This is a genomic window from Vibrio rotiferianus (genome assembly GCF_002214395.1).
Classification (GTDB): Bacteria; Pseudomonadota; Gammaproteobacteria; order Enterobacterales; family Vibrionaceae; genus Vibrio; species Vibrio rotiferianus.
This window is the reverse complement of record NZ_CP018311.1, coordinates 545,628-571,811: the sequence shown is the minus strand read 5'-3', so window position 1 is coordinate 571,811 and position 26,184 is coordinate 545,628. Positions and strand designations below refer to the sequence as shown.

Sequence of the window (26,184 nt, the reverse complement as noted above, 5' to 3'; positions counted from 1 at the left end):
AAACAAAGTAAACCAAGCTCAACCTTATTAGCTTTATTGGGGTTTACGGCAGGTGTTCTCTTTTATCTGATGATCCGGTAATCCAACTCCTAATTTTTACCTTCAAAAAAGGAAGCGTATTATGCTTCCTTTTTTATGCCTTTCATGGTGGGTTTATCAGGTAGGAGAATGACATTCCAAAGCCTTCGCTTTGTATAAATCCCTTATAAACTGCCGAAAAAATCAGTTCCATAGAGCAACAGATCTTAGTGTGCCATCAAACCAAAAAGAAGAAATATAAGAAGCAGACGAACGCGAGTAGCGTAGCTGAGATAATTGGATAGATAATATAAGAGTCTTGCTTACTGGTTCTCTGGAAGCAAAGAAACGTTAGCAGTACATTATAAATGACCAGCAGCATGCTGATCATGGTACCGCTATTGAGAGATAAGCTCCACAATTGGGTGAGAAAGAAACCCAGCAGAATATAGTCAAATACGATCAACCAGAGAAAGGCTTTTTTAAGGCCATCCTTTTTTACAAGCTGATTCGGTTGTTGATACATATTGGAGCTCAGAAAGAGAGTTAATAATGGTAACTATAGGTTACCAGGGCCTGTTGACCTTTCGCGGTTAAATAAGCTCAAAAGTTCAATAGACCCTAAGTTTAGTGACCTATATTTTTATAGCTTTTGTAAAGCGGTATTAGATTTAGTCCCATCTGACGAATAAGAAATAACTTCCTGGCGAATGACTGGTTGGTTAAATTCAGCCTTCTCTTTTGCCTTTTGCAGTTCAGAACCATCTTGATTTCCAAAAAACGTCTCTAAGACTTGCGCCGCAGGCGTTGTTAGAACAAATAGTTCAATGCGACGGTTCTCGCTTGAGTCCGGCTCTTCTGGATTTAGTAAGGCTCGATCTGACATACCAGTCACTTGCATCACTCGAGCATCCGGCATTCCGCCAGAGACCAAGGTCTTTCTCGCCATATCTGCTCGGGTTGCAGATAGAGCCCAGTTAGATTGCTTGCCTGCACGTTGCTTGAATGGCGTTGCATCTGTATGACCACTGATGATGAGAGGGTTCCCTACGCGCTCAAATATAGGGGCTAATGCCAGCAGCAAGTCCTCAAAAAACGGTGTGAGCTCTGCTCCGCCACGACTAAACATGTGTTGCTTGTAATCATCTTGCAATACCACTCGAAGGCCTTGTGGTGTAACGGTGACATTTACGTTTCCTTGGGCACTTATCTGGGCCATCATCTCTTCAATGACTTTTGCCAGTAGAGCCAGTTGCTCTTGCGTATCAAAGTTACCGGGGATAAGAGAGTCAATCTCTGGTCCATCACCATCACCTTGAAAGTATGAGCTCACAACATGGTTTGAGTTATGTCTGCTTGGCACAGATGAATCCTGCGCCAAGTCGATAGGTGAAATGCTCTGTGATGTGTCAAACGGGTTACCATAACTTTGGTCAAATACACTTGAACTGTGTAGATGAGCAACAATGGCTTTACGCTCTTCTTTATCAACAACCTGCATTACCCATAAAACGAGAAACAGAGCCATTAACGCGATCATAAAATCAGCAAACGCGACCTTCCATGCACCACCGTGGTGTTCATCATGGCCGTGATTTTTAGAACGCTTAAAGACGACATGTTCTTGTTTTTGCATTAACCCTCCTGTTCAGCCAACCATTTTTCCATTTGATTGAAAGTTGGTTTTATATCGAGCTGAATGTGTTTACGCCCAGCGTCAATCGCAAGAAGTGTCGGCTTTTTCGCGATATAAGCAACAAGCGTCGCTCTAACGCATTCAAAGGCGGACATATCGCGTTTTACACGCTGTGCCATAGCATTGCTGGTTGGATCTAAAAAACAGTAACAACCAAAAATACCAATAAATGTACCAACGAGGGCCGCTGCAACGTGATAACCAATCAGGGCAATTGAACCGTCAATTGCTTGCATCGTGATAATGATGCCACCTACGGCTGCTAAAATACCGAACCCTGGTAGCGCTTCTGCTGTTCTTTGTAATGAACGAGAAGGGAGCAAAAGGTCGGTCTGTATTGCTTCGATTTCCTGTTCTAACAGTCCCTCTAATTCATGAGGCGACATTTGTCCCATTGCCATTAAACGCAAATTGTCCGTAATGAAAGAAACAAGTCTAAAGTCACGGGCTACTAATGGGTATTTAGCGAAAATTGGGCTTTGCTCTGGGTTTTCAATATGTGAATCCAGAGATTTGAAACCTGTGCTTCGAATCGTCTCTAGTAGCACTTGCAGCAGTGCCATCAGCTCCATGTAGTATTCACGTTCATCTTTAGGCGCTGACATGATCGAGCGGAGTTGAAGACGCATTTCTTTTAATACTTGAGGAGGATTGCCGACAATGGTTGCACCAATGGCAGCACCACCAATAATTAAGATTTCAGCGGGTTGCCAGATAGCAAGAAGACTGCCACCTGCCCACATGTAACCACCAAAAACACTCATAATGATAATGAGTGCACCGAGGAATTTTTGCATTATTGAACTCCTAAGAAGCCAGGTAATGATTGAGTTGTTTGAGTGCTTGTTTATGCAATTGACATATCCTTGGAGGAGTCAGGTCCAGTACCAAGGCTATTTCATGTAAGTTGAGCTCATGCTGGTAGAACAATGTCAGTAAAAGTTGGTCTCGCTTGTTTAGCTTTTGAACTGCAGACTCAAGGCTTCGACGAGTGTGTTCGTGCTCCATACCGTCGTAATCACCACCAAACTGAGCATGGCTGTTTGCTTCGAGCAGTTGATCGAGACTTTGCATTTCACCTGCCAAAGCCGCATTTTGGCGAGCGTAATAATCCTGCTCGTTAGTCCCAAGGGCTTTGATGATTTCCGCGTCACTAGGTGGTCTTCCCAGTGACTTAGTGAGGTCTCTGGTTACATCGTTGAGCTCATGAGCTTCCTGACGGGTTTTCCTAGAGCGCCAATCTAGGCGACGAAGTTCATCCAAGATTGAGCCACGTATTCGACATACTGCAAAAGCTGGGAAGTTAGGATCTTCAATATCCCCATATCGCCTGCCAGCTTCAATCAAAGCAATGAGACCAATTTGCTGCATATCTTCTATGCTGCAATGCGTTGTCGCGTGTACTCGAAGTTGATTTACGATACGCTTAACCATGATTTGATGTTTCTGGAGTAACTTGTTTTCATCAATCTTATGGGCTGGCGTTTGTATCTGCTCAGCAGTCGCATAATCGTCTTGGAAGTTCATATCTAGCATAAATGAACCCCGTTATTGCACGACGTATTTTGTCAGCAGTACATCATCGATATCGCGAACAATGCTTGTTTCAGCAAAAGAAAGTAATAAGGTCTCTTTGACTTCCTTTTGGAGTGCTTCTATTGCACCTGACTGTTGAAGTTCATCAAACGTTTTATCGCTGAACAGTTTGAGTAGCGAGTTTTGAATCATTGGCATGTAATTATCAATATCTTGAATTCGCTCTGGGTTACGGGTTTCAACCGCAAGTTCTAGCATGACAAAGTGTGTTTGCTTTTTGCCTTTGACTGTCAACACAACCTTATCTAAAGGATGAAAACTTGGACCTTTCACTACTTCCTCTTCTTTGGTTAAGAATGAAAGCGGAGAGTTTTCGATTAGGTTTTCGAAGTTTTTCTCTTCTCCAGAATGTTTCAAGTACCAGATTCCGCCTACTACCGTGCCAGCGGAAACTAGAGCACTAGTGATGATCATTGCGAAAATTATGGTGATCATTTGTGGTTTGGTCATAACCTTATCCTCGATAACTAATTAGGCTTGGGTATTGAGCCAGTGCTCTGAGCTCATTGCTGTGAATGTATGTTGGCCGTTTGATGATTCTCTTGCTGAGAAAATTGGAGTATTGGCTTCCTCTTGAGATTCACTATGGTTTTGTTGACTTCCCCCCTGATCTGAGCCTACGTTAACGTCCACATGAACGAAGTTCTGCTGTTGAAGCTCAGCTCTTAGGCGTTCAGAGATTTGAACCAATGCTTCTCTTGTCGCGGCTGCGTTCGCATTGATTTGAACATTAAGTCTGTCGCCCTCTACGCGAACCAAAAGATCTAATTTGCCTAGCTCAGGAGGGTCGAGGCGGATCTTCGCTTCTTGCATATTCTGCTGGGCTTGTAAGGTCACTCGGTCATGTAAAACTTGCATCATTTGTTCACCCCACTTACCGGCTTTGGTATCAATTTGCATTGATGCCCATTCGGTACCTGACGCTGGTGTTTTCAGTGTACCTGAGCTAGATGAGTGAGTTACTTCAACGGGCTGCGGGTTGCCGACCACTGTAGGGGCTGTAAGTGGTGTTGGTTGAATGCTGCTAGTGGCAATCTGAGTTGGTCCTTCAACTTGAACTGGCTTGGCGGTACTGTTAACTAGTGCTTGCAAAGACCCTGATTGAATACGCTGATTGCCGTCGAAAGAGCCTTCATTGACTGATGTATTTATCATGTGTTGTGACACGGTCACTTTTTCAGGGGTGAATAACCGATTGCTAGGTACAATAGCACTAGAATCATTCGTATAGGGCAAAGAGCTCGAATGGTTTTTGAGTTCAGAATTCAGCTTTTGTAAGTGTTCTGATATTCGAGCTAACTCAGAGAGGTCGGACGCTTCTGAGTGGGGAGCACCTTGCACAGAAGGCAGCGGTACGCCTGTTTCCTCCTTCAATGATGAAGGAGTCGAAATGTCATGACTTTTAGGTTCGAGACGTTGTTCTAATAAGGTGTCCGAATGAACGATAGCCTCAAAGCTCTCTGATTGAGGTTCTCTTTCTTGACCGCCGACTTTCTCTGGTGCACTTTCATCAATTGGTTGTTGGGCATGAGAAAGATGCACGTACTGGCCAAATGCGATGTTCGGATCTGCGGATGGCTGGTCAACAGTACTTTGCCCAATTTTAGTCGCGCCAAATGGTTGAGGAGACATTGACCCTACAAGTGATTGAACATTGATCATGGCATTACCTCCAATGACATCGCGAGTTCATAAGCGATTGCTCGTTCTTGTTGAGCATCGACCATTTCCATTTCTTGTTTTAATTGTTCGGTTGCTTTCCCAAGCGTTGCATATGCCTCTCTATAGGCGGATTTGAGATGCTGCAACTCATCTTGAAAATACGGGTCTCGGATTAAAGTTGGATTTGCTGATAAAAGTTGTCTTAGCTTGGTGTCGTAATCTTTTAAAGCCTCCCAATCAGAGGCTTTACCAGAGGCTTCTATTTTTCGAGCAAACTGACTCAAATAGCCGGCCGGAACTTTATGCTTGCTTACCAAAGTTAACCCAGCCTTCTCGAATATTTCCCATTACACGCTCTACATTAATTAAGCGTTCAGTGTCATTCTTTACGCTCGCTGTGTAGAGTTCCATCTGGCAAAAGTCGTAGAGTTGTTGAAGGTTTTGTGCAACTTCGCCGCCGTTTTCCTCATCCAAAGCGCTGGTTAATCCGATAAGAATGTTCATGCATTTATTAATGCCAACACCCTTTTCCGCTAGACGGCCTGCAGTCATATGGCCTCTGACACGCTCCAATTCGTCAAGCAAACCATCAATTAGCATCACCACCAATTGATGAGGGTTAGCGGCAGCAGCTTGTGCATCAAGATCGACTTGTTGGTATGAGTCATAGCCTGAGTCCATTAGCATAAATAGTTCTCCTAAAAGCGTTTTAACCAAACATCGACATGGTTTGGTTCATTTGAGTCATTAATGTGTTCATTTGCGTAAATTGCTTTAGATACCGCTTGTAAGAGGTATCGTATTTACGCTCTAGAGTTGCTTGCTTGTCTTCAATTCGGTCGATACTCGAACGGAGTGCTTCTTTACGAGAACTAAACAAGCCTGATGAGAATTTGAGAAACGGTTCGGCCATTTCATCAAGAGTATCGAGTAGGGCACCATCACCATTAAACATGGCCTCAATCCCTGCGCTATTTGTTTTTTGCGCTTCTTGGAATTTCTCACTGTCTACCGATAATTTCCCGTTTCGGTCTGGAGTGATACCGATTTCGCTTAATCGCATGCCGTTGAATTCACCGCGTGTAATGGCCGTTAATTGACTCTCAATTGAGCGAAGGGTAGGATCATTTGCCAATGCTCCACGCTGCTTGTCTTCTCCACCTACTTGGGTGTATTCATCAAGGGTTGAAAGAAGGTTGTTGTATGTTTCAACAAACTTATCGATTTGCTCTTTTGTTCCTTCACTATCAGGACCAACAGCCAAGCTAATAGGAGATTCACCGCTCACCTGTGCTTTGCTTACCGTCAGGTCTACGCCATCAATTACGCCCTCAAATTTGTTACTTGAGTTAGTAAGTTTGAGGCCCGTATTCTGAGCGCCCAACCAGATCACCGCATCCTGTGGAGCTGTGATTTCTTTTGTATTGGTGAAAGCATCTTCAAACCATGCTTGCCCTGTGCCAGTCGCGCTCACATTGATCGTATTTGCAACGCCTGTTTCGGTGCTTGATAGCATAAAGTGAGTTTGGCCATTGGAACGAACTAGAGTGGCATTGACTCCGGGATTGTCATCATGGTTATTGATCGCGGTGACCAACTCGGACATCGTTGCTTTTCCGTCACCGTCGTTATCAACAGTGGAAAGATCGACGCTCATGCTTTTACCGTTTATCGTAAAATCAAGAGTTCCGGTTGTTGGGATCTCTGTGGTTGCTTCTAGGTCAGCAGGCATGCCTGTAGACAGCTGATGGGCGGTTGCTACTTGCTCTACGAAAACTTGATAGTTACCTGACAGTGCATTCGCGTTTGCATCTGCACTAAAAAAACCTTCTTGAGAGAGTGTCGCCGAGTTTTTCACTATGCCGCTCGTACTGCTGTTCATCTCATTAACCGCTGTACGGAATTCGCGAAGCGCGTTTTCAACCTTTCCTAGTGCAGTCAGTTGAGCTTGGTAGCGGTCAGACTGCAGTTTGTAACGTTGTTGAAATGGTTGTACATCGTAAGTTGCCAATTGAGTGGCCATAGAAATTGGATCTATTGAACTCATGAGGTCATTCCCTCTCTCATCGTTTTCGTACCATCTAGAGATAACAGTAAAGTGAATATTTACTAATGATATAAAGGGTTATCGCAAGATGCGTGCCGATAGTTAATTTTTAATAAAAACAGTTGTTTATGTTTGTTTTTACATTCTGGCGGAAGCCAAATTTCCGCTGTTGGCATTCCGCTTTTCCTAGGCGCCAGGTATAGCGCTTCCTTATTTATAGGCGACCTAATGGCGGGTAAAATTAATCACCTTTCGCTAGTCAGGCTAAAAAAAAACCTCCCAGCGGGAGGTTTAATGGTGAAGGTTACTGTCGCTAAATTAGCGAAGTAGAGACATTGCCATGCCTGGAAGTTGATTCGTTTGAGACAGTACAGTTGTACCAGCTTGCATCAACATTTGGTTCTTCGTCATGTTAGAAGATTCAACAGCAAAGTCAGCGTCCATGATACGACCTTTAGCAGCAGTGGTGTTCTCAACCATGTTACCAAGGTTAGTCATAGTGTGCTCTAGGCGGTTAATGTTTGCACCTAGGTCTGAACGCACAGCACCAAGTTGACCGATAACACCTCCATCAGCAGCAGTACCAGCAGTACCATCAGCTTTAGTGTCAGAGTTGATTGATAGCGCATCCATCATAGATTGAGGAGAGTCGCCACCAGCGGCTGTGAAGTCAGCAGCCTTTGCATCTGCAGCAAAGGCTTTTAAAGCTGCTAATCCGTCAGTACTTGCAGCACCTGCACCGCCAATACTTAATGTTTCTGCTTGCGAAGCACCGATTTGGAATGTTACACCTGTGCTGATTGCGCCGCCTGCATCAAGTAAGTTGTTACCACCAAAGTTAGTGTTTGTAATGATATTTTCTAACTCTGCGCCTAGCGCTTGGAACTCGGATGATAGAGAAGCTAAATCTGCATCTGAGTTTGTACCGTTTGATGCTTGGGTTGCGAGGTCGTTCATGCGGTAGGCGATGTTCGTCATTTCGTCCATCGCACCTTCAGCTGTTTGCATCATAGAGATGCCGTCTTGTGCGTTTCGCATCGCTACGTTCATACCACGAGACTGAGCTTCTAGGCGGTTAGCGATTTGCAGGCCAGCAGCGTCATCAGCAGCAGAATTAACTCGGAAGCCTGTGCTCAAACGCTCCATTGCCGTGTTTAAAAGACCACTTGTGTTGTTTAGCGTGTTTTGCGTAACAAGTGAAGCGTAGTTAGTATGCATAGATAAAGCCATCTTAAGTCTCCTTGGTTTCTCAATATCTTTTTCAGGCTTCGGGAAATTCCCTTGCTCACTAACTAGAGGCGGATGGTTGTTGGTGAAGATTAATTAAAAAAATAAAAAATTTTTCAATTAGGTGTATTTTGCTCTGTTTTAGTGATGTCTATTCCAAAGTTGGGGCTTTGAAAGAGATGGACGTCGGTAAGTCGCTGAAATAGCCAAAATAGTAGCTTGCTCCAAGTAAGCGATAACGATTAAGTTCACTTTGATTTGCAACTCGGCTTGCTATCCATTTATAGCGGTACTTCCTTAAAAAACGCGCAACGGGTAAGAATGCTTCTCGATGCTCTTTGTCTTCTAAGTTGACCACCAATTTGATCATATCTGGTTTAAATGAATGCACCATATCCAAGTCAAGATCGGCGGTTGATACCTCAAACCACAGCGAAAAGGCATGCTCGCGAAGTTTTTCGACCAGCTCGGAGCTTTCTTGGGTGGAGCAAGATGGTTCATCAAATTGTATCGATGGAATAATGTGTTTGAACGCTTTACCGTGATGTTCGATAACTCGATTAAGATAGCGATTCCCGTTTGCCCATAGCAGTGCACTCATTCGAATAGGAACAACGACGTTACTGATCAAGTCAGGGTGGAAGGTTTCCATTTGAAACTGAGTCTGACGGATGGCTAGATAGATACTGTAAAGGTCTAAACACAGAATCATCGTTTCCGATAAGTCAAAATGGTAAACGCTTTGTTCACCTGAGTGGCCAAAACGCAACGTGAGGTGCTGAAACTCGATATCTCCGGATTGCACGTGCCTGATAGCTTGGCAAGCGTGCTTGATGTCTTGTTTCGTGAAAGCGTCATAAACAATTTGATCGTCATCCGTGACGACGCTTTGCTTCATTAACTTACACAAGTGCAAATAAATTGCTTGTGCTGAAGTGAGATTAGCCAAGGTTTCCTACCACATTAATTTGTTTATTTTCAGGGATTTCATTATATGACAATACCGCAAGACCTTGCGTGAAGGTGCGCGCGTATCGTGCAAGTAATGGTCGCAATTGAGGCATTACTAATAGGATCGGTGCAAGCCCTTGTTGCTTTAATTGCTGTCTGATCAAAGGTAAATTCTGCTGGAACTGCCCCAATATATTGGGCTCAATAGGGAAACTATCTAGCATGACTGGCCCGTTTGCTTGTGCTTGCTGGAGTGACGTCAATAACATTTGTTCAAGTTCATCAGAAAGCGCGTAGACGCTAATCTCTACTTTTTTCCCTGCAATTAGGTTGACCAAGGTTCTCCGTAAGGTACAGCGTACATCGGAAGACAACAAAATAGGATCTTTAGTATTTTCGGAAGACTCCAACATAGTGTTTGCAATACTACGGATATCTTTAAGTGGCACCTGATCGAGCAGTAGTTGACGATACACCTTGAGTTGTTGAGCTGGTGTTAATGCCGCCCCCAGAGCTTCTGCTAGTTTTGGAGCTTGTGCCATCAAACGTTGGTTCATTGCTTCAACGTCATCATGGTTGAACAAATCTGCCAGATTGGTTTTCATCACTTTGCTGATGTGAGTCGCGATAACCGTTGAATCGTCGACAACTTGGTAACCCATATTGAGTGCTTTCGCTTTATCGTTGTGCTCAATCCAAACCGCTGGCAGCTGGTATGCCGGGTCACTGCCTAAAATACCATCGACTTCCCCATATGTTTCACCAACTGCAATGGCCATCAGTCTATCTGGTTCGATAAAACCTTCTTCTATAACTTCACCATTGAGTGAAATGGTGTATTGATTTGGCTTAAGGGCTAGGTTGTCGCGAATGCGCACTTCAGGAAGCAGAAAGCCGACTTGTTCGGAAAGGTTTCTCCTCACACCACGAATACGTTGTGCTAATGGAGCGCCTTGGTCTCTATTCACAAGGTGAACTAAGCGATAACCAAGTGACAATGCAAGAGTATGTACATGTGGAATATCATCCCAAGTAAGTGGGGTTTCCTCCTCTTGCATTGCTTGCGAAATAGCTTCTACTTGATCGAGTTGATGGTCTTGAACTGGTTTTTTTAATTGGCGCCACCCTGCAAACCCAAGTACAGCCGCAAACGTAAAGAAAGCAAGATGTGGCATGCCTGGAACAATACCAATGATGACCATAATGCCAGCAACCGTAAACAAGGTTGCTGGGGTCGCCAATAGTTGCTTGTGCATAGTCTCTGACATGTCATTGTCAGTATCATTAATGCGAGTAACGATGATAGCGGCAGCGGTTGCAAGTAGTAGGGATGGGATTTGTGCGACTAGGCCATCACCAATGGTCAGCAATGCATAGGTTTTGAATGCTTCCGAAGCGGGCAGGCCGTGTTCAAACACACCAATGCTGATACCGCCAATGATGTTGATAAATAGAATCAAAAGACCTGCGACTGCGTCACCACGAACAAATTTTGATGCGCCATCCATTGAACCGTGGAAGTCGGCTTCATTCGCAACTTCTTTACGTCTTAGTCTAGCGGTTTCTTGATCAATTAAGCCAGCGTTCAAGTCGGCATCAATAGCCATTTGCTTACCCGGTAGGGCATCCAAGGTAAAACGCGCTGATACTTCTGAAATACGTTCACCACCTTTGGTGATCACAACAAAGTTAATGATCATTAAGATGATAAATACCACCATACCGACGACATAGTTACCGCCGATAACGACCTCACCGAAAGCTTGAATAACTTTACCAGCTGCGTCACCGCCGTTGTGACCTTCAAGTAATACAATACGAGTCGAGGCAACGTTTAACGTTAGGCGCAGAAGGGTCGCAACCAGAAGAATTGTGGGGAAGATAGAAAAGTCTAGCGGTCTCTTCGCCGTAGTGCTTACTAATAAAACCAGTATTGCAAGTACGATATTAAAGGTGAATAGGGCATCCAATAACAATGGAGGCAATGGCAAGATAACCATTGCTAACACCATCAGCAGTACAACGGGTATGCCGATGTAGCCTTTTGTCGAAGTTTGGATCTGTTTTAACCGGTTAAGCATGCTCTTGTATCCTTGGGTAAACGCTGGTTAATCAGTGCTGCAAATGTTTAGGAATAGAAAAAATAGGCAATGGGTGTGGCTTTTTGCCCGAGCCTTTACGAAAAGCCTTCAGTTGCAATACGTAAGTCAGAATATGCGCCACTGCAATGTAGAGCTGGCTTGGAATCGCTTGTTCAATAGCAGTGGTGTAATAGATTGAACGCGTCAGAGGTGGTGAGTTAATAATTTCGACTTGGTTTTCTCTTGCTATTCTTTGAATGTGCATTGCTGTTTCATCGACGCCTTTAGCTACTACAAATGGGGCTTCTGAGAGGCTCATATCGTACTTTAACGCCACCGCGTAGTGGGTTGGGTTGGTGATCACAACGTCCGCAGTTGGCACCATCTTATCAATTTTACGTCGGGCGAATTGTTGTTGAATCTGGCGAATACGTTGTTTAACTTCAGGTCGCCCCTCATTATTTTTGAATTCTTCTTTAAGCTCTTGCTTTGTCATTTTGAGCTCTTTTAAGTGCTCCCATCGTTGGTAAGGAATATCGATGACACCAAAAATGAGAAGTGCAAAGCCCATCAGGAGTAATCCTTCAAACAAAATAGACATGATCATCGTTACCCCTTGATTTAGAGGCAGACTTTGCATCCCTAGCAATGGCTGAAGGTGGTTGTCTAGATAGCCGTAAAGGACGGCAAAAATTACAGTGACTTTGAGCGTTGACTTAATTAACTCGACTAGAGATCGAGTCGAAAACATGCGCTTTATACCTGAAAGAGGATTCAGCTTACTTAACTTGGGCAAGATGTTTGCTGGACGAAACATCCAACCACCTAGCACAAGTGTACTGGCGACGGTAACGATGATGATGACAGCAAACATAGGTACTAGCATTTCGATGATCATCGCTAGGCTTTGCCCGATTTGTTCCACCATTTGATTCGGTGATGCGAGATCGTCTTTGGTCAATGCCATATTGTAACGGAAGACACCCGTCATACTCTGCCAAATATTGGAGAGCTGAGAGTAGAAATAGAGAGCGACAGCCAAAAAAATAACTGCGGTCGTAAACTCTTTTGCTCTTGGGATCTGCCCCTCTTGTCTCGCTTTCTTAACTTTCTGCGGGGAGGCTTTTTCGGTTTTGTCTTGTGACGATTGATCGCTCATGTGCCCCCCATCATGAAGCTGTTTAAATAACGCAAAGTATCGTGTACTAGAGCGGTATACCGACTAGGCACGCCTGAAATTGAAAGCAGAACACTAAATAGACCAAGCATCATGGTCATCGGAAAACCGAGTGCGTATACGTTCAGTGAAGGCGCTGCTCGGTTCATTACACCAAAACTGATGTTGGCGAGCAGCATAGAAACGATCGCGGGTAGGGCGAGAGCGAGAGCAGATGTAAACATCCAGCCAAATACATTTACGACCCCTTGTATAGAGAGCAAAGAGATCCCCGACCCTACGGGCCATATTACAAAGCTCTGAATCAAAATATCAATGATGAGTAAGTGCCCTTCTAAAGCCAAAAACAATAAGGTTGAAAACAGTAAGAAGACACGACCTAAGATTGCAACGGAGAGGCCATTGACCGGGTCATTCATCATCGCCATACCAAGACCCATTTGCAATGAGACGATCTGACCTAGCATGGTAAAAATGGTAAAAAGCATATGTAGAATTAAGCCGAACATTATGCCCCAAATTGCCTGTTCGAATGCAAGGAACAGAGAGGTGAGAGAAAATAGCTCAACTTCAGGCATTGCGGGCATCAATGGTGCCGTGATGACGACAATTGAAAGTGCGAGTAGGCTCCTGACCCAAACAGGGATAAGTGCATCCCCGAAAAACGGCATGGAAATGAAGACGGCGCCAATACGAAAAAATGGCCACCAAAGTTGACCAAGTATGACGGAAAGCTCGGCAAACGTAATGGCCATTAGCCAATCATTCCTGGAATGTTATGGAACAGATAATCAAACAGTTCCATGATTTTACGTAACATCCAATGGCCAGCAAAAATGACCATAAGTAGGGTGACCAATAGTTTGGGAAGAAAGCTTAAGGTTTGCTCATTGATCTGAGTTGCTGCTTGAAATACTGCTATTCCGAGACCGACTACAAGTCCTGGTACGACTAAAACGGCCACCATTAAGATAATGAGCCATACCGCGTCAGAAAACAAAGTGACCGTCATTTCAGGAGTCATGATTCATTTCTCCTTGTTATCCAAAGCTGGCAGACAAGGTGCCTACCGTCATGGCCCAACCATCAACCAAAACGAAGACCATTAACTTGAATGGTAAAGAAACGATCAGCGGTGATAGCATCATCATGCCCATTGCCATCAAAACACTGGCAACGACCAAGTCAATAATGAGAAATGGAATAAATAGCATAAAGCCAATTTGAAATGCCGTTTTTAGCTCACTTATCACAAAGGCTGGGAGTACCACTGCGAAGGAAATTTCCTCGATATTTTGATCGATAGGCTCATTAGCGATTCGCAGCATTTGCTCCAAAGCACTTTGATGGGTCTGAGCTAGCATGAAGTTCCTAACGGGCTTTTCAGCAACAGAGAATGCCTGAATCAGGGTTATTTCACCATTATCGTATGGCTGAAAAGCATTGTCGTAGATGTCAGACCATACTGGTCTCATTATCAAAATAGTCAGCGAAAGTGCGATACCGACGAGAACGCGGTTAGGAGGACTTTGTTGTAAGCCTAGTGCTTGTCTTAGTATCGCCAAAACAACGATAATCCGAGTAAAACTGGTTGCCATTAAAATAAAAGCAGGCAAAAAGCTTAACGCCGTCATTAACAACAGAATTTGAAGTTTAACGCTGTATTCTTGCTGTGTCTGACCATCTGTCACTGACAAAAACGTGAGACCACTCTCTGTTGCAAATGTTGGGAATGACATCATCCCCAACGTGCACAGTGCGATAAATGCGGCTAAGAGTGAAGGCTTTTTAAAAATGCACATGCTTTTAGGTACCACTGTTTATCGACCGACACCAGATAAGGCAGAATCAAGAACGTCGATAAGTCTTAAACCGTATTTTTCATTGATAACAACAACTTCAGCATGACCCATCAATGCGCCATTGACTTTCACGTCTAGCGGTTCGCCATTGAGCTTATCTAACTCTAATACCGTACCTTCGCCCGCTTTCATCAAATCTCCCAGAGCAATCTCTTTACTTGCGACTTCTAGAGTTACTGTCACAGGAATGTTCTTGAAGAAACTCAGATCTCGCTCAGCGAAAACCGGTGCATCTGTGGATACCTCGGTGTCCAAATCTTCAAGTTGGAAGTCGTCAAAGTTAATATCATCACTGTCGAAAGCAGTGTTTTCAAAAGATTCGCTCATTAGTGCGATTCCTTATTTTGGTTAAAAATCAATACGAGTTGGCCGTCGTTTTCTGCCACGCGACCTGAGAAAAGTGTTTGGTTACCGATGCTTAAAGGGACATTGGCAAACAACTCAATTGGAAGAATGTCTTCCGGCTGCAGTTGTACAACATCGCTCAGTGACATCGTCTTTTTGGCCAGTACAGCATTCAAACGAACAGGGGTGGAGGTTAACGCCTGCTTAAACGGTTCGTTTAGATCGGACTTTGACTGAAGCTCTAGCTCGTCAATTAGGGTCTGTACTAGTTGACCGTCCAACTTCATGTGGATGGAGCCAGCATGGTTTTTGAACGTGATGGTTAACTGCACATGCAGGCCCACGCCGCTGGTAGGCTCAAAGCGTTCGGTTTGCCACATTTCTGAAGGTGCTAACCAGTTCCCCATCAGTTTACTGATTTTTTCTTGAATTCGGATATCACTACTGGTTAAAGACGTTGTAGAACGTTCAACAGTTGCACCATAAAATCGATCAGCAAGTTTAATCAGAGTTTCTGTCTCAGTGTGTATGTATATAAGGCCACCGCTTTGGTGCCTTAGCGTCGATGTCGTGTTCGCTTCCATTTCCGATGGCGAAAATGAATGCAACTCGACAGAATGAATCTTCGCTTCGACTTTGTTGGTTTTAAGCCAGTTTTGCAGCTCGTTAGTTAAGCCATTACAAGACTCTGAAATTAGGGCAAACAACTTTTCACGTATGATATGAATAGGTTTTCCTAACAATTCTACATTTAAAATCTGCACGTCTGAATTAGCCATTTAAACTCTGCTTCTTTATATATTTTACCTTGCATTAACAATTGGTATTAATCACCAGTTGCAGCGACAGTCTACACACGGTTATTTATTATTTATTAGCACGGCATTTTAATAATGTGATTTCGGTTCATATGTTGACATGGAGTTGACAAAGCTATCTTCAAATAAAACCTGAAAACAGGTACTTTGATTTATAAATAAGTTAATAATAATAAATATTAGAACTAAGCGGGCTAAGCTCGTTTTTTATGCTCTCTATTACTTATAAAGAGCTGCTCAGGAAGTTATGTGGCTAGTAAGTCTAACTTGTTGTTTTGTTGGTTTAAAATCGTTGATCGACAGGCTTTTTTTGCTTAAATAACGCACGATTTGTAGTGAGTGATGTTGTTTCAAAGTAGGGTTTTTATATGGTTTCATATGCCAAATGTTTTAATGGTACGGCATATCTAATTAAATTTGTTCGGTCATGGAAATGTCAAGAATATAGTAATGTGAAACGTTTTCGTCGCAGATTTTCTATGTTTTTGATTCTCGGCTTATTTTCTGTACCTCACCTGAATGCCTCAGAATATATTAATGTTCCAATGGATTTATCTAGTTGGTCATTTAAAGAAGGTAAGTTTGAATGCAAGTTAATTCATTCAACAGTTCCGCAGGGGAAGTTTTATTTCCGCCTATTGCCAAATGATAATGTTTCTTTTGTCGCAGAATTAAGTAGTTATGATGACAGCTGGAATAGAGCTGCACTTCAGAGTGTTACTGCGCCATGGCAGAAGGGGCGTGAATCTATTGTCATTGATACGCTTGAAGTAGCAAACGATCAGAAGAGCTTAGTCTTTCAGCATGGTGTATCAGAGCTTTTAGAAAGTGTGCATCAAGGTCGATGGGTTACGTTGTCACTAAGTGGAAGTAATGGTTCCTTAGAACTAACGATTCCGACAATACAAATGAAGGCATCCTTAGACTCCCTTGATGCATGTCGGTCAGAGTTGCCCAAAATGACCTTTGCGCAGGCTCGAGATGTTGTATTGCCGTTTGCTTTTGGCCAATTGTCCCTAACAGACGCTCAAGCATACCAACTTAGAGCATTGAAGAGTTACATCATTAAAGATGCTCGTATCACTAGGATATTAGTTGATGGCTATACCGATAATGTTGGTTCCTCGGTTGCCAACCTATCTGTATCACGAAAGAGAGCGGAAAAAGTCGCAGATATGCTTGCGGACCTAGGTATTGATAAAGGCCTGATTGAAGTAAGAGCACACGGAGCCCGATACCCAGTTGCTAGCAACAGTACTGCTGATGGTCGAGATAAGAATCGCCGCGTTACATTGCGATTGGTTCGCGATAACGAAGAAATTGTCCCACGTAATTCACGTAACACTGAGATCAACAAGAATAAGGTAATAGTGCAATGATGGCGAAAATGGAAGTTCTGTTGGTTGAGCCGAATGATGTTATTGCTCAACCAGTTTTGCATGTCTTGCAGAAGGCGGGTTATTTCATTCGTCATGCTCGTACAGGACGAAGTGCATTATTGGAAGAAAGAGCAAAAATCACCTTAGTGAGCTCAAATCTTCCGGATATGTGTGTCCGTGAATTTGTCGCTTGCCATCAAAAGCAGCGCAATTCTGGCGTTGTGATTGCGATTGTCGATCAAGAGCAAGGCATTCTTGCAGCAGAGACAATGAAAGCCGGGGCGACAGATTATTTGTTGCGCCCGTTTGAAAGTAACCAACTTTTGAGTTTACTTACTCGTGTTGAGGCTCTTGAAAAGCCACTTGCGAACATTGTTGCGGAGTCTTGGCGCAGTAAGCAGGTACTTCAGTTGGCTCATCGAGCGGCGTGTACAACAGCAAGTGTATTGATTACCGGGGAATCTGGAACTGGTAAAGAAGTGCTTGCCCGTTATGTTCATGAGCACAGTTCATGTGCTGATGGGCCTTTTGTCGCAGTTAACTGCGCAGCAATCCCTGAATCTATGTTGGAAGCGGTGCTTTTTGGTCATGTGAAGGGAGCGTTTACCGGAGCGAGTGCTTCACAAAGTGGTAAATTTGAAGAGGCCAATGGCGGTACTATCCTTCTTGATGAGATAGGAGAAATGTCTCCTGCTGTACAAGCGAAGCTATTGCGCGTGCTTCAAGAGCGTGAGGTCGAGAGAGTTGGTAGTCATAAAGCGGTTCAGCTAGATATCCGCGTCATTGCTGCAACGAACAAAGATCTGCGAGAAGAAGTACAAAAAGGTACTTTCCGTGAAGATCTTTACTATCGATTAGATGTACTCCCACTTCATTGGCCACCACTGAGAGAGCGCAAAGAAGATATATTGCCTATCAGTCACTTCTTCATCGAAAAGTATCAAGATAAAAGCCAATGCTATTTGTCTCACGATGCTGTGACTGCCTTAAGCCAATATCACTGGCCAGGAAATATTCGTGAACTAGAAAATGTCATTCAACGAGCGTTGGTTATGCGTCACGGTGACTACATTACGGCTCAGGATCTAATGTTACCGATTGAGTTAGTGACTTCAGCCCAGCCTGTAGAACCGACATCTAGCTTTGGCCATGTTGAGGCGAAGAAGCAAGCAGAGTTTCAATTCATCCTAGATAAGTTACGTCAGTTCGGCGGCAATCGAACAAAAACAGCAGATGCGTTAGGAGTTTCGACTCGTGCATTAAGGTACAAGCTTGCGGCAATGCGTGAGCACGGAATCGATTTACAGTCGGCACTTGGCTCAGCAGCCTAAAGGAGAGAGATGATGGCTAGTCAACCACTAAACAATGCGGTATCAGCGGAGCAACTCATGCTCTCTAAGATGGAAGTCATGCGCACTCAAGTTCAGTCACCTGAATTTGTTGTCAGCGCGAATCCACTTGACGTTAAAGAATTGAATGCACCTATGTCTTTTTCTCAAGCAATGACAAGTGTTCTCGATACGGTGAATCAACATCAGTCCGTTGCGAGTCAGAAAATGACAGCAGTTGAAACAGGGCAAAGTGATGATTTGACTGGGGCGATGATTGCAAGTCAAAAAGCCAGTCTGTCGTTCAATGCGTTAATGCAAGTACGTAACAAAGTAGTTATGTCATTTGAAGATATTATGAAGATGCCGGTGTAGAGAATGTCTGAACTATCGACTCAAGTGGCAGGCAACGCCACCATTCAACCTTCTGTGAGTACAACCCCTCAAACTAGCACTATAAAAGGGATGGATGACATCTCTTTTAAACTCAAAAAACTGTGGTCTAGTAGCCAACGTAATTTGGTGCTTTCTGCGGTATTGGCCGCAATCGTGGCTGCCATTATTGTTGTTGCACTCTGGAGTTCTTCACAGAGCTTTAGACCTCTCTACAGTCAGCAAGAGCGTTTTGATATCGGTGAGATTATTTCTGTGTTGGAAACGGAAGGGATCAGCTACCGTATGCAAGAGCAAAATGGGCAAGTACTCGTGCCTGAAGGTGATGTTGCCCGCATCCGAATGTTGCTCGCGGCAAAGGGAGTAAAAGCTAAACTTCCGACAGGTTTGGACTCTCTGAAAGAAGACAGCTCTTTAGGCACTAGCCAGTTCATGGAAACGGCGCGCTACCGACATGGATTGGAGGGTGAGTTAGTACGCACTATCATGTCACTGAATGCAGTATCAAATGCTCGTGTGCATTTGGCGATTCCTCGTCAGACACTATTTGTACGTCAGAATACTGAGAACCCGTCAGCATCCGTGATGTTAGAACTGAAACCTGGTGAGGATTTAAAACCTGAGCAAGTTGAAGCCATTATCAACTTGATCGTAGGTAGTGTGACGGCGATGAAGCCTGAGTTTGTTTCTGTTATTGACCAATACGGACGATTACTAAGTGCTGATGTAGCTTCGCTAGAGGCGGGTAAAGTTAATGCAAAGTACTTGGAATACCAAAAGAACGTCGAGAAGCAAATCATTCAACGAGCGTCTGACATGCTTACACCGATAGTCGGGCCAAGTAACTTCCGAGTTCAAGTTGCCGCTGATATGAACTTCAGCCAGGTAGAGGAAACTCAAGAGATATTGGATAGCACGCCAGTTGTACGCAATGAACATACGATTCAAAATAATTCCATTGATCAGATTGCGCTAGGTGTTCCTGGGTCTCTGAGTAACCAACCTCCAGTGACAGGTGATAAGCCAAATACAGAAGATAGCCAAAATACCAATGCTCGCTCCGAGATCAACCGCCAATACGCGGTGGGCAGTAGCGTGCGTCGTACTCAGTACCAACAAGGTCAAATTGAGAAATTGAGTGTCTCTGTTCTTCTAAACTCTCAAGCAGCTCCAAATGGCACTGCTTGGACAGACGCAGAGAAAGCACAAATCACGACCATGGTTATGGATGCTGTCGGTATTACAGAAAATAGAGGGGACAGCTTAAGCCTAATGAGCTTTAACTTTACCCCAATCGATATTGATGCGCCGTTGGCACTACCGTGGTGGCAAGATCCGACAGTCCAGCAGCCGATCCGCTATGTTATTGGTGGCATGCTGGGTATGGCGATGATTTTCTTCGTGCTGCGTCCTCTGATTATGCATCTAACGGGTGTCGATAGAAGAGATCAAGAGCTTGATTTTGCGGAGCCACAAGAAGAGCCGGTTTATGACAATGTTCAAACTCGAGAAGAGCGTGAACGTGAAGAAACACTCAACCGACGTTTGTCAGAAAAAGGTATCGCGGTGTCGTCTGGCTTAGACGTGAACAGCGATATGTTACCGCCTCCGGGTTCGCCGCTTGAAATTCAATTGAAACATCTACAGCTCATCGCAAATGAAGAGCCAGAACGTGTAGCGGAAGTACTAAAACAATGGGTAAACGTGAATGAACACAGCACAGTCGAAGCAAAAGCAGACGCTTAGTCATGTAGAGCAGACGGCTCTTGTCTTGTTAGGTATGGGTGAGGACGCTGCAGCTAAAGTATTGCAGCACTTCAGTCGTGATGAAACCCAACGAGTGACCAGAGCAATGGCTCGGTTAAGCGGCATTAAGAGTGATTCTGCACACGGAATTATCCAGCATTTCTTTGAAGATTTTCGCGAGCATAGTGGTATTCGTGGTGCTTCTAAAGAATATCTTTCGAACACGTTGCGTAAAGCACTTGGTAATGACCTAGCGAAAGGGCTGCTGAATAACCTATATGGCGATGAGATTCGAAACAACATGCAACGTTTGCAATGGGTAGATGCAGAAATTTTAGCTCGTTTTATTACCAATGAGCACCCGCAGATGCAGGCTATTTTTCTTGCTTACTTACCCGCAGACAGTTCTTCTGCAGTGTTGAAACATCTACCGGAAGATTATCATGATGAGCTGCTCTTTCGCATTGCTCGATTACAGGATATCGACCATCAGGTAGCGGCCGATCTTAATGACCTTATCGAGCGCTGTATCGAGCAGGTATCGACCAGTCAGAGCGCGCCAATGTCGGGTGTGAAGCAGGTTGCCGATATCATTAACCGCTTCGAAGGAGATCGTGCTTCGTTGATGGAAATGCTGAAGCTTCATGATGAAGAAGTTGTTCGAGAGATTGAGCAAAATATGTTCGACTTCATGGTGCTGGGGCGTCAGAAAGAAGAAACCATGGACCTTCTGGTACAACAGGTGCCAATGGAACTGTGGGCTGTTGCATTGAAAGGTGCAGAAATTACCTTACAACAAGCTATCAAGCGTTCTATGCCTCAGCGCATGGTTAAGGCATTAGAAGATGATATGCAGGTACGTGGTGCTGTAGGCTTGAGTAGTGTTGAGCGCGCTCGCCAAGACATTATGGAATTGGTCCGTGAACTGAGCGAGGCTGGTGAGATTGATTTGATCTTGTACGAAGAGCCTACAGTGGAGTAAAGCTATGGCTGATTTTAACAACGTACTCGTTTCTAAAAAAATGCGTTTACCATCTTCTGCGTATCGCGTTCATCGCTTTCCACCATTGGCTCAACCTAATCTTATTGATGAAAACTTGGGATTAGACAATGAGTGGCAAGACACCCAAGTCGATCTTCAACAGCGTTTAGAGGCTGGTTTTCAACAAGGCTTACAACAAGGCCATGAAGAAGGTTTTCGCCAAGGTGTGGAACAAGGCCAGCAACAAGGTGTACTTGAAGGGCAAAAAGAGGGCTTTCAGAAAGGGTTTGTATCAGGGGAGCAATCTGGTAAGCAAATGTTCAGTGAAGCCGCAAAGCCAGTCAATGAGCTATACCAAGCATTGGCACGTTGGCAAGCAGAAAAAGAGCAGCAGCAGCGTCATGTGATTTGTGAATTGGTACAAAAAGTAGCTCAGCAAGTTATTCGTGCAGAATTGACGTTGATGCCACAGCAAATTCTAGCTCTGGTCGACGAAACCCTAGGAGCTATGCCAGGTAAGCATGAGACAGTGACGGTTCACCTGAACCCACAAGATCTTGAACGAATTACTCAAATAAATGCTGACTTACCAGCGAGCTGGAAACTTGTCGCAAACCCAGAATTGCAGACCGGTGGATGCCATTTAGTTACTGATGATGCAGAGGCAGATGCAAGTTGTGACTCTCGGTTAGAAGCTTGTATGGACAACGTAAAGCAACACCTTTTAGAAGAGGTGGCACTGCCTCAAGTTGAAGGTATTGATGAGTAATGCAATGCCACGAGGCCTATTAAGCGAACGAATGAGTGATGCGATCGCGTCACTCGATTCTATCCCTGTTGCGAGAGTGACTGGGCGACTGGTCAAAGTGAATGGTTTAATGCTGCAAGCCGTAGGGTGCCGATTCAAATTGGAGCAGCGTTGCCTCGTCGAGACGGATGAAGGCGATATGATTGAAGCCCAAGTTGTCGGGTTTGATCATACCGTTGCGTATTTAATGCCGATTCGCCGTTTAGGTGGTCTGTTTGCAGGCGCAAAAGTTATCCCGCTTGATGGTGATAGTACCGTACAGTTAAGCAGTAACTGGCTAGGTAGAGTGGTTAACGGCCTTGGTGAAGCGCTGGATGATGGTCCAGTGCTGAAAGGAGGAGAGCGAGTCTCTCTCGAACCAAAGCAGATTAACCCACTGAAACGCCGTCCAGTTGATACACCACTAAATGTTGGAGTGAGGGCGATAAATGGTTTGCTTACTGTTGGGAAGGGGCAACGTATTGGCTTAATGGCGGGAAGTGGCGTCGGCAAAAGTGTTTTAATGGGAATGATTACCCAAAATACAGAAGCTGATGTCATTGTTGTTGGCTTGATTGGTGAGCGTGGCCGAGAAGTGAGAGAGTTTGTCGAACGAAACTTAACGCCTGAAGCTCGTCAGAAAGCCATCATTATTGCCGCACCAGCCGATGAGTCACCTTTGATGAGATTAAGAGCGACCTTACTGTGTCATCGTGTGGCAGAGTACTTTCGTGACCAAGGTAAAGATGTTCTGTTGTTAATGGATTCTTTGACTCGCTACGCCATGGCACAACGTGAGATTGCCCTGTCTTTGGGGGAACCACCAGCTTCACGTGGCTATCCACCTTCTGTTTTTAGTGTACTCCCGCAACTACTTGAAAGAGCAGGTAACAGTGAAAACCCACACGGTAGTTTGACGGCTATTTATACGGTATTGGCGGAAGGCGATGATCAACAGGATCCCGTGGTCGATTCTGCTCGAGCCATCCTTGATGGTCATGTGGTGTTGTCACGTCAATTAGCCGAGCAAGGACACTATCCAGCGATTGATATCAACGCATCAATTAGTCGATGCATGACTGCGTGTACGCAAGAGGCTCATAGCACAATTGCCAATCAGTTTAGGCAACTTTACTCGAGTTACCTTCAAGTCAAAGAACTGCTGCCTTTAGGTGGTTACCAGCCAGGTCAAGATCCAGAGCTCGATCGCTCGGTGGCGATTTATCCTCAATTGAGAAGTTATTTACAACAGTCAGCCACTGAATCCGTTGATTACCCAACGAGCTTGACCGAGCTTGCTCAATTGTTCCAGGTACAATGAGGGCTAAGTTGTGGAAGCAAAATTAAAAGCGGTCGGTAAACTACAACTGATGGAAGAAAAGCAGCGTGATCGCGTTGGGCAGCAACTTGACCAGATGCGTCAGCAGCATGTTCATTTGCAAACACAACTGCAGCAGCTTTCTGCGCTAAAAAATCACGCGGGACAATCGGCATTGATGGCGCCAACATTGAACAGTGCGACGCTAATGAACTTAAATCGAGTTGATCAGATGCTGCAAAAAATGTTGCAGCATCACGAGCATGAGCAAGCAGTAATGCAAGCCCGTTGCACCTCAGTTCAAAAGCAATTGGAACACAAACACGCTCGCGTTCAGGGGCTAGAGAAAGTACTGGAACGCTGGCGAGCCAAACAAAACTATGAGAAAGCGAAGAAAGAACAAAAGCTCATAGAGGATATTATTAACTCACGATTGAAGAGAAAGGTACTTTAGTTTAGTGAGAGCGAGCCATACGAAAGAGTCTTTACGCCACGGTCTTTACTCCCTTTTTTGCCATACCTTTTAAACAAGCAACCAATGGCATTGGCTTCGCAACACCATAACCTTGTGCATAGTTGATTCCTAATTCAGATAAGATCTGAATGTGGGCTTCACTTTCGACAAATTCTGCAACTGTCTGAAGTTTCATCTCGCGCGCTACAGTGCAAATCGAGCTTACGATCAATCGATCGGTTTCGTTGTAAGGTAGGTTTTTAACAAATGCTCCGTCTATTTTTAGTACATCAAGTGGCAGTCTTCTTAAATACTCAAAACTTGCATATCCAGTACCGAAGTCATCGATGGCAACTTTGCAGCCCGCCTCTCGCAGTTTCGTTAGTGTTTCTATTGCTTGTTGCTCATTGCTTAATGCTGATGATTCGATGATTTCGAAACAAACTTTCTCTAAAGGAATCTTCAACTGCGCTGCCTTGGAGATTATTTGCTCGGCTAAGTTTGGTACACCAAGTGTTTTAGCGGTTAAGTTGATTGAGCAGTAATCGATTTGGGTCCAATCTTCTACGTGAGCATCAAGCATTAGAAACGTATGGTCAATTACCCATCTATCGAGTTGAGTTTCCAAGCCAAATTGGTTAATCAAAGGAAAAAAATCGGCAGGAGCAAGTATTGAACCATCCGAGTTTATTACTCTCAATAAAACCTCAAAGCTAGTTGGTGTATTGGCTGTAGGTGACAGAGTCTTATATGGCTGACAGTAGAGTTCGAACTGATCATTTTTGAATATTTGTTGGATGTAGTTCAGTTTGTCTACTCGATCTGAATGCGCAGAGTTTAGTTTGACCCAATGTATGGTTTCATCGTATCCCGCTCTTTGGTCGCAAAGTACCGAGGCAACTTTTTCTATGTCCATCGTTGGATAGATACGAGCGCAGTGCAAGACAGGATTAACTAAAGATACTGATGTCCCTTGCCAATAAAACTGGAATTTTGCCAGATGCCGAGAAACTTCATAGAGTTCACCATGTATGCCCTCAGACATTTCAGTAAAACTAATGACTCCCGTTGAAAAAGGGGGGCGATAGCAGCGGTTAATCCCTTCATTTCTTGAACTTAAATAATCACTAAGTTGCTTAATAAGTTGAGATTTTCCTTCATGCCCTAACCCTGTCAGCATTGAAAGAGTTGAAGTTAGATCTAAGTAGATCAAGACAGATTGTGACTGGGTAAATACGTCTTCTTTTAGCTGAGCAATATTGTATAACTCAGTATAGGGGTCTATCCGCTCGGCTTGAATCTGCTTTTGAGACATCTCATAGTATTTGATGGAATAGCCAGCGAGCAGGTAGGCTAGGGTAACGAGTACGGAAACAATGATCATTAATCCCAGCAACTTTTCTTGGTTATGCGGGGCGGCGTTGAATGCATGTATGGCATCGTAGATGATGAGTAATGTTGCAAATGAGCCAATTACTAATGGCTGAATAATGCCATGGCGAGATAAACCGGAGATTACAATAAGAATTAAGCAAAAACTCACCGTATTGAGTAGGAAGGAGCTCGGTGCATACGCTGCTAAACTCAGCAAACCGATACTGCCAAATAGCCAAAAAAGATAGCGCTTATCCGTGTTTCTGGAGTGACGTAAGCTTCGGTCTAGGGCAATAAAGCGTTGTTGATCAGTACCGGTTAGCAAACACGTTGCAACGTATAGGGTTGGCGTGACAAGTAACTGTGTCAGGTATCCACCTAATGTTGCATAGACGAGGAAGTGGGTGTCAAAATAATTGCTTCCTATTACACCACTAACTATCAACATCATCATTGTATTAGCCAGTGGGTAAAAACATCCGGCCGTTAAGAAAAACACGCTTAGCCTAGTGGAAGCGGGTTTATCTAGTGCTCTATCATTATAGGTATGAAACAACCATGCGGTTAGAAATGGAACAATGGGAAGGAGCAGGCTATAAGTTGCACTGAATTGAACTCCTCTCCCCGTTAGCCAGTAATAAAAGAACAACCCAAGCACGACGCTGGGTATCGCTTTTGTTCTATAGCGAAGAAAGCTAACTAACGCCGTAGCGCCCACGATAGAGATGATTTGGAAATTGTCTTGTTCTAAAACGAAAAGAGAAGATAGCCCATAGCTGACGAATATCATCGACACAATAGAAAGCGATAATATAACGTAGGAAAATACTCCGTATTTTGAAGTATTGATGCTCATCTCATTACTCTGCAAACGATTTACTACGCATCATAACAAGTTTTGTGATTTCCAAATAATGGAAAATCCACAGGATACGGTTGTTTA

Annotated in this window: 27 protein-coding genes; 8 read left to right on the top strand and 19 right to left on the bottom strand. The window is 44.1% G+C overall.

The features are described 5' to 3' along the window. Positions 1 to 256: 256 nt before the first annotated feature. From BSZ04_RS25170 to BSZ04_RS02660, 18 genes are all read right to left on the bottom strand, one after another. On the bottom strand, positions 257 to 544 hold the full coding sequence (locus BSZ04_RS25170) for a hypothetical protein (protein WP_088879447.1): 288 nt from the start codon (positions 542 to 544) through the stop codon (positions 257 to 259). Positions 545 to 661: 117 nt separating this feature from the next. Beyond that, on the bottom strand, positions 662 to 1,654 hold the full coding sequence (locus BSZ04_RS02740) for a flagellar motor protein MotB (RefSeq protein WP_088879446.1): 993 nt from the start codon (positions 1,652 to 1,654) through the stop codon (positions 662 to 664). Further along, on the bottom strand, positions 1,654 to 2,511 hold the full coding sequence (motA, locus tag BSZ04_RS02735; protein ID WP_088879445.1) for a flagellar motor stator protein MotA: 858 nt from the start codon (positions 2,509 to 2,511) through the stop codon (positions 1,654 to 1,656). Before motA ends, BSZ04_RS02740 begins: the two co-directional genes overlap by 1 nt. A 10-nt stretch (positions 2,512 to 2,521) precedes the next feature. After that, positions 2,522 to 3,250 (bottom strand): FliA/WhiG family RNA polymerase sigma factor, encoded by a 729-nt coding sequence (locus BSZ04_RS02730; protein WP_088879444.1) that lies wholly within the window; start codon positions 3,248 to 3,250, stop codon positions 2,522 to 2,524. A 12-nt stretch (positions 3,251 to 3,262) separates the two neighbouring features. Beyond that, positions 3,263 to 3,760 (bottom strand): flagellar basal body-associated FliL family protein, encoded by a 498-nt coding sequence (locus tag BSZ04_RS02725; protein WP_088879443.1) that lies wholly within the window; start codon positions 3,758 to 3,760, stop codon positions 3,263 to 3,265. Between the two features lie 21 nt (positions 3,761 to 3,781). Beyond that, complete coding sequence (locus tag BSZ04_RS02720) at positions 3,782 to 4,972, bottom strand: flagellar hook-length control protein FliK (RefSeq protein WP_231896289.1); 1,191 nt, start codon at positions 4,970 to 4,972, stop codon at positions 3,782 to 3,784. Then, positions 4,969 to 5,256, bottom strand: coding sequence for a LafD (locus BSZ04_RS02715; protein WP_143693981.1), 288 nt, complete (start codon positions 5,254 to 5,256; stop codon positions 4,969 to 4,971). Before BSZ04_RS02715 ends, BSZ04_RS02720 begins: the two co-directional genes overlap by 4 nt. Before the next feature lie 16 nt (positions 5,257 to 5,272). Continuing rightward, positions 5,273 to 5,659 carry a flagellar export chaperone FliS gene (gene fliS / locus BSZ04_RS02710; RefSeq protein ID WP_088879441.1) on the bottom strand — a complete coding sequence of 129 codons (387 nt, stop codon included), beginning with the start codon at positions 5,657 to 5,659 and terminating at the stop codon, positions 5,273 to 5,275. Between the two features lie 22 nt (positions 5,660 to 5,681). Further along, positions 5,682 to 7,019, bottom strand: a complete 1,338-nt coding sequence (fliD, locus tag BSZ04_RS02705; protein ID WP_088879440.1) for a flagellar filament capping protein FliD — start codon at positions 7,017 to 7,019, stop codon at positions 5,682 to 5,684. A 318-nt stretch (positions 7,020 to 7,337) separates the two neighbouring features. Continuing rightward, entirely contained in the window at positions 7,338 to 8,249 is a 912-nt protein-coding gene (gene lafA, locus BSZ04_RS02700; RefSeq protein WP_088879439.1) for a lateral flagellin LafA, read from the bottom strand. A gap of 148 nt (positions 8,250 to 8,397) precedes the next feature. Next, positions 8,398 to 9,195 carry an EAL domain-containing protein gene (locus BSZ04_RS02695; RefSeq protein ID WP_088879438.1) on the bottom strand — a complete coding sequence of 266 codons (798 nt, stop codon included), beginning with the start codon at positions 9,193 to 9,195 and terminating at the stop codon, positions 8,398 to 8,400. Continuing rightward, entirely contained in the window at positions 9,188 to 11,278 is a 2,091-nt protein-coding gene (flhA, locus tag BSZ04_RS02690) for a flagellar biosynthesis protein FlhA (RefSeq protein WP_088879437.1), read from the bottom strand. The genes BSZ04_RS02695 and flhA overlap by 8 nt, the downstream gene beginning before the upstream one ends. Positions 11,279 to 11,309: 31 nt before the next feature. After that, positions 11,310 to 12,437 (bottom strand): flagellar biosynthesis protein FlhB, encoded by a 1,128-nt coding sequence (gene flhB / locus BSZ04_RS02685; protein ID WP_088879436.1) that lies wholly within the window; start codon positions 12,435 to 12,437, stop codon positions 11,310 to 11,312. Continuing rightward, on the bottom strand, positions 12,434 to 13,210 hold the full coding sequence (fliR, locus tag BSZ04_RS02680; protein ID WP_088879435.1) for a flagellar biosynthetic protein FliR: 777 nt from the start codon (positions 13,208 to 13,210) through the stop codon (positions 12,434 to 12,436). Before fliR ends, flhB begins: the two co-directional genes overlap by 4 nt. Continuing rightward, a complete protein-coding gene (gene fliQ, locus BSZ04_RS02675; RefSeq protein ID WP_010450901.1) occupies positions 13,210 to 13,479 on the bottom strand; it encodes a flagellar biosynthesis protein FliQ in 270 nt (89 codons plus the stop codon). The genes fliR and fliQ overlap by 1 nt, the downstream gene beginning before the upstream one ends. 16 nt (positions 13,480 to 13,495) lie before the next feature. Continuing rightward, entirely contained in the window at positions 13,496 to 14,197 is a 702-nt protein-coding gene (gene fliP / locus BSZ04_RS02670; protein WP_086026586.1) for a flagellar type III secretion system pore protein FliP, read from the bottom strand. 78 nt (positions 14,198 to 14,275) lie between these two features. Further along, the gene (gene fliN, locus BSZ04_RS02665) at positions 14,276 to 14,644 is read right to left on the bottom strand and encodes a flagellar motor switch protein FliN (protein ID WP_038883746.1); all 369 of its coding nucleotides are present in this window, start codon (positions 14,642 to 14,644) and stop codon (positions 14,276 to 14,278) included. Then, complete coding sequence (locus BSZ04_RS02660; RefSeq protein WP_088879433.1) at positions 14,644 to 15,441, bottom strand: FliM/FliN family flagellar motor switch protein; 798 nt, start codon at positions 15,439 to 15,441, stop codon at positions 14,644 to 14,646. The genes fliN and BSZ04_RS02660 overlap by 1 nt, the downstream gene beginning before the upstream one ends. A 491-nt stretch (positions 15,442 to 15,932) precedes the next feature. Between BSZ04_RS02660 and BSZ04_RS02655 the strand changes: the two genes are divergently transcribed. The 8 genes from BSZ04_RS02655 to fliJ are packed head-to-tail and all read left to right on the top strand — an operon-like array spanning position 15,933 to position 23,867. Continuing rightward, positions 15,933 to 16,859, top strand: coding sequence for a MotY family protein (locus tag BSZ04_RS02655; RefSeq protein WP_231896288.1), 927 nt, complete (start codon positions 15,933 to 15,935; stop codon positions 16,857 to 16,859). Next, positions 16,859 to 18,190: a sigma-54 dependent transcriptional regulator gene (locus BSZ04_RS02650; protein ID WP_162531045.1), complete on the top strand. Its 1,332-nt coding sequence runs from the start codon at positions 16,859 to 16,861 to the stop codon at positions 18,188 to 18,190. The genes BSZ04_RS02655 and BSZ04_RS02650 overlap by 1 nt, the downstream gene beginning before the upstream one ends. Positions 18,191 to 18,202: 12 nt before the next feature. Beyond that, positions 18,203 to 18,562 (top strand): flagellar hook-basal body complex protein FliE, encoded by a 360-nt coding sequence (fliE, locus tag BSZ04_RS02645; protein ID WP_010450913.1) that lies wholly within the window; start codon positions 18,203 to 18,205, stop codon positions 18,560 to 18,562. A 3-nt stretch (positions 18,563 to 18,565) separates the two neighbouring features. After that, positions 18,566 to 20,326: a flagellar basal-body MS-ring/collar protein FliF gene (gene fliF, locus BSZ04_RS02640; RefSeq protein ID WP_088879430.1), complete on the top strand. Its 1,761-nt coding sequence runs from the start codon at positions 18,566 to 18,568 to the stop codon at positions 20,324 to 20,326. After that, entirely contained in the window at positions 20,289 to 21,308 is a 1,020-nt protein-coding gene (locus tag BSZ04_RS02635; protein ID WP_045390968.1) for a flagellar motor switch protein FliG, read from the top strand. The genes fliF and BSZ04_RS02635 overlap by 38 nt, the downstream gene beginning before the upstream one ends. 40 nt (positions 21,309 to 21,348) lie before the next feature. After that, entirely contained in the window at positions 21,349 to 22,077 is a 729-nt protein-coding gene (fliH, locus tag BSZ04_RS02630; protein ID WP_088880223.1) for a flagellar assembly protein FliH, read from the top strand. Between the two features lie 4 nt (positions 22,078 to 22,081). Then, positions 22,082 to 23,416 carry a flagellar protein export ATPase FliI gene (gene fliI, locus BSZ04_RS02625; protein ID WP_374982173.1) on the top strand — a complete coding sequence of 445 codons (1,335 nt, stop codon included), beginning with the start codon at positions 22,082 to 22,084 and terminating at the stop codon, positions 23,414 to 23,416. Positions 23,417 to 23,426: 10 nt separating this feature from the next. Further along, the gene (fliJ, locus tag BSZ04_RS02620) at positions 23,427 to 23,867 is read left to right on the top strand and encodes a flagellar export protein FliJ (protein WP_010450924.1); all 441 of its coding nucleotides are present in this window, start codon (positions 23,427 to 23,429) and stop codon (positions 23,865 to 23,867) included. Between the two features lie 31 nt (positions 23,868 to 23,898). Here fliJ and BSZ04_RS02615 read toward each other — a convergent pair whose 3' ends face one another. Further along, positions 23,899 to 26,097, bottom strand: a complete 2,199-nt coding sequence (locus BSZ04_RS02615) for an EAL domain-containing protein (RefSeq protein ID WP_088879429.1) — start codon at positions 26,095 to 26,097, stop codon at positions 23,899 to 23,901. Between the last annotated feature and the right edge of the window lie 87 nt (positions 26,098 to 26,184).

Coding starts and splice junctions, on each gene's coding strand:
- BSZ04_RS02720 (WP_231896289.1), bottom strand. CDS start 4,972: ATGATCAATGTTCAATCACTTGTAGGGTCAATGTCTCCTCAACCATTT.
- fliD (WP_088879440.1), bottom strand. CDS start 7,019: ATGAGTTCAATAGATCCAATTTCTATGGCCACTCAATTGGCAACTTAC.
- lafA (WP_088879439.1), bottom strand. CDS start 8,249: ATGGCTTTATCTATGCATACTAACTACGCTTCACTTGTTACGCAAAAC.
- BSZ04_RS02635 (WP_045390968.1), top strand. CDS start 20,289: ATGAACACAGCACAGTCGAAGCAAAAGCAGACGCTTAGTCATGTAGAG.
- BSZ04_RS02725 (WP_088879443.1), bottom strand. CDS start 3,760: ATGACCAAACCACAAATGATCACCATAATTTTCGCAATGATCATCACT.
- fliH (WP_088880223.1), top strand. CDS start 21,349: ATGCGTTTACCATCTTCTGCGTATCGCGTTCATCGCTTTCCACCATTG.
- flhA (WP_088879437.1), bottom strand. CDS start 11,278: ATGCTTAACCGGTTAAAACAGATCCAAACTTCGACAAAAGGCTACATC.
- BSZ04_RS02615 (WP_088879429.1), bottom strand. CDS start 26,097: ATGAGCATCAATACTTCAAAATACGGAGTATTTTCCTACGTTATATTA.
- BSZ04_RS02730 (WP_088879444.1), bottom strand. CDS start 3,250: ATGCTAGATATGAACTTCCAAGACGATTATGCGACTGCTGAGCAGATA.
- fliI (WP_374982173.1), top strand. CDS start 22,082: ATGCCACGAGGCCTATTAAGCGAACGAATGAGTGATGCGATCGCGTCA.
- BSZ04_RS02740 (WP_088879446.1), bottom strand. CDS start 1,654: ATGCAAAAACAAGAACATGTCGTCTTTAAGCGTTCTAAAAATCACGGC.
- BSZ04_RS25170 (WP_088879447.1), bottom strand. CDS start 544: ATGTATCAACAACCGAATCAGCTTGTAAAAAAGGATGGCCTTAAAAAA.
- fliN (WP_038883746.1), bottom strand. CDS start 14,644: ATGAGCGAATCTTTTGAAAACACTGCTTTCGACAGTGATGATATTAAC.
- fliE (WP_010450913.1), top strand. CDS start 18,203: ATGGCTAGTCAACCACTAAACAATGCGGTATCAGCGGAGCAACTCATG.
- BSZ04_RS02650 (WP_162531045.1), top strand. CDS start 16,859: ATGGCGAAAATGGAAGTTCTGTTGGTTGAGCCGAATGATGTTATTGCT.
- fliQ (WP_010450901.1), bottom strand. CDS start 13,479: ATGACTCCTGAAATGACGGTCACTTTGTTTTCTGACGCGGTATGGCTC.
- motA (WP_088879445.1), bottom strand. CDS start 2,511: ATGCAAAAATTCCTCGGTGCACTCATTATCATTATGAGTGTTTTTGGT.
- BSZ04_RS02660 (WP_088879433.1), bottom strand. CDS start 15,441: ATGGCTAATTCAGACGTGCAGATTTTAAATGTAGAATTGTTAGGAAAA.
- fliP (WP_086026586.1), bottom strand. CDS start 14,197: ATGATGTCATTCCCAACATTTGCAACAGAGAGTGGTCTCACGTTTTTG.
- fliR (WP_088879435.1), bottom strand. CDS start 13,210: ATGGCCATTACGTTTGCCGAGCTTTCCGTCATACTTGGTCAACTTTGG.
- fliF (WP_088879430.1), top strand. CDS start 18,566: ATGTCTGAACTATCGACTCAAGTGGCAGGCAACGCCACCATTCAACCT.
- fliS (WP_088879441.1), bottom strand. CDS start 5,659: ATGCTAATGGACTCAGGCTATGACTCATACCAACAAGTCGATCTTGAT.
- flhB (WP_088879436.1), bottom strand. CDS start 12,437: ATGAGCGATCAATCGTCACAAGACAAAACCGAAAAAGCCTCCCCGCAG.